The following is a 1,599-nucleotide window of genomic DNA, read 5'->3' as shown; positions in this document are numbered from 1 at the left end:
TTCCAGCAAGGGCAAGAGGTCTTTCAGCGAAGACAGGCGCTTGTCATACAGCAGGATGGCGGCGTTTTCCAGCGTGGCGCTCTGGCGCTCAGGGTTGTTGATGAAATAGGGCGAGAGAAAACCGCGGTCGAACTGCAGGCCTTCCACCACCTCCAGCTCGCTGCTCAGGCCCGAACCGTCTTCGATGGAGATGGCGCCCTCGCGGCCCACACTGTCGATGGCGCGCGCCAGCAGTTCGCCGATCGAGCGGTCGTTATTGGCCGAGATGGCGGCTACATGGGCGATCTCCTGCGAGCTGGCGCAGGGGCGCGCCATGCGGTGAAGTTCGGCCACCACCGCCTCGATGGCCTGCTCCATGCCGCGTTTGAGATCCATCGGGTTCATGCCGCCGGCCAGGTAGCGCAGGCCCTGCTGGATCATGGCGTGCGCGAGCACGGTGGCGGTGGTGGTGCCGTCGCCTGCCATTTCACTGGTGCGCGAGGCCACTTCGCGCAGCAGCTGCGCACCCATGTTCTCGAACCGGTTCTCCAGCTCCACCGATTTGGCCACCAGCACGCCGGAGTTGACGATCTGCGGTGGGCCGTAGTCGCGGTCCAGGATCACGGTGCGTCCGCGCGGGCCAAGCGTCACCTTCACGGCCTCGGCCAGTGCATCGACACCGCGGCGGATCTTGTCGCGGGCTTCCTCGCGAAAGAGCAGTTGTTTGGCGGTCATGCGGAAGTCCTCCTTCGGCCCCTGTTGGTGTTTGCGTGTGACAGCACTCGGGGCATTTTTTCACCTGGAAGCGTCCGCGGATTGAGCTTGCGCAATGCTGGCGCGTCTGGCCCTACGCGATCAGTGGGGCATCGGTTCAGCGCCGCCGTTCGCCTGTTGCACCAAGGCCTCGGCCCTGAGCCAATCGTCAAGCTCATGCCCAGGCTCGCAACCGCGTGCTTCAAAGCACGCGTAGGCGGCCTCGCGTATGGCCTGTTCGCGGTCGAAGGGTGCAGCCGACGGACTCTCCGGGGCCTGCTCGTTCGCCTCCGGCGCCGAAGGCCTCTTCATGGCTTTGGGTGTGCGGGCTGTGGATGGGGTGGCTACAAGTTGTCGTCCCATTTCGGATCTCCAGTTGAAGGATTGCGGAAGGTGCAGCGCGTCAGCGTGGCAGCGTTGCACCGGGCGAAGTTAGTGCGCTGTGGTCAGCGGTTGATTGAGCGTGCTCAACGCGGCAGCGCCTGAGACGCCACCGACCGATGTGCGGCTGCTGCAAGCCAACCCCATCTGCGAAGGCGTGAGTGCCCCGGTCGCGTGCATTGAGCGCACTCAATTCCACCGGGGTCTGGCGGGCACAGCATGTAGATCTGAAGCGGTTCGCTGAACCTTCTTCAGTCACTCAACCCATTGAAGGAGCTGTCCATGAACGAACTCAAAATACGTGACCTCTTTGCTGCCGATCCGTTTGAGGACGCCTTTCGCAACTTCCTGCGCCCCTGGGTGTCGCGCGGTGTTGCGCAGGCGCCCGACATCAAGGTCGATCTCACCGAAAGCAACGGTGACTACAAGCTCAAGGCCGAGATTCCGGGTGTGAGCAAGGAAGACATCCAGATCGACATCGACGAC

The 1,599-nt window shown here is 63.3% G+C and carries 2 protein-coding genes and 1 pseudogene; 1 reads left to right on the top strand and 2 read right to left on the bottom strand.

The features are described 5' to 3' along the window. Together Q7T10_RS20070 and Q7T10_RS20065 are read right to left on the bottom strand one after the other, a co-directional pair. Nucleotides 1-714, bottom strand: a 714-nt coding sequence (locus Q7T10_RS20070; protein ID WP_304751569.1) for a TCP-1/cpn60 chaperonin family protein, incomplete at its 3' end; no start/stop codon positions are given. Nucleotides 715-834: 120 nt separating this feature from the next. Beyond that, nucleotides 835-1,095: a DUF2934 domain-containing protein gene (locus Q7T10_RS20065; protein WP_304751567.1), complete on the bottom strand. Its 261-nt coding sequence runs from the start codon at nucleotides 1,093-1,095 to the stop codon at nucleotides 835-837. Nucleotides 1,096-1,395: 300 nt separating this feature from the next. Between Q7T10_RS20065 and Q7T10_RS20060 the strand changes: the two are divergent. Beyond that, nucleotides 1,396-1,599: pseudogene (locus Q7T10_RS20060) on the top strand (Hsp20/alpha crystallin family protein); the annotation flags it as partial.

Origin of the sequence: Rhodoferax sp. (assembly GCF_030646845.1) — a bacterium.
GTDB lineage: Bacteria > Pseudomonadota > Gammaproteobacteria > Burkholderiales > Burkholderiaceae_C > Rhodoferax.
The sequence above is the reverse complement of the archived record's forward strand: the minus strand, read 5'-3'. Positions and strand labels throughout refer to the sequence as shown.

Bases quoted from the DNA above. Each gene is read 5' to 3' on its own strand.
- Q7T10_RS20065 (WP_304751567.1), bottom strand. From the start codon at position 1,095: ATGGGACGACAACTTGTAGCCACCCCATCCACAGCCCGCACACCCAAA.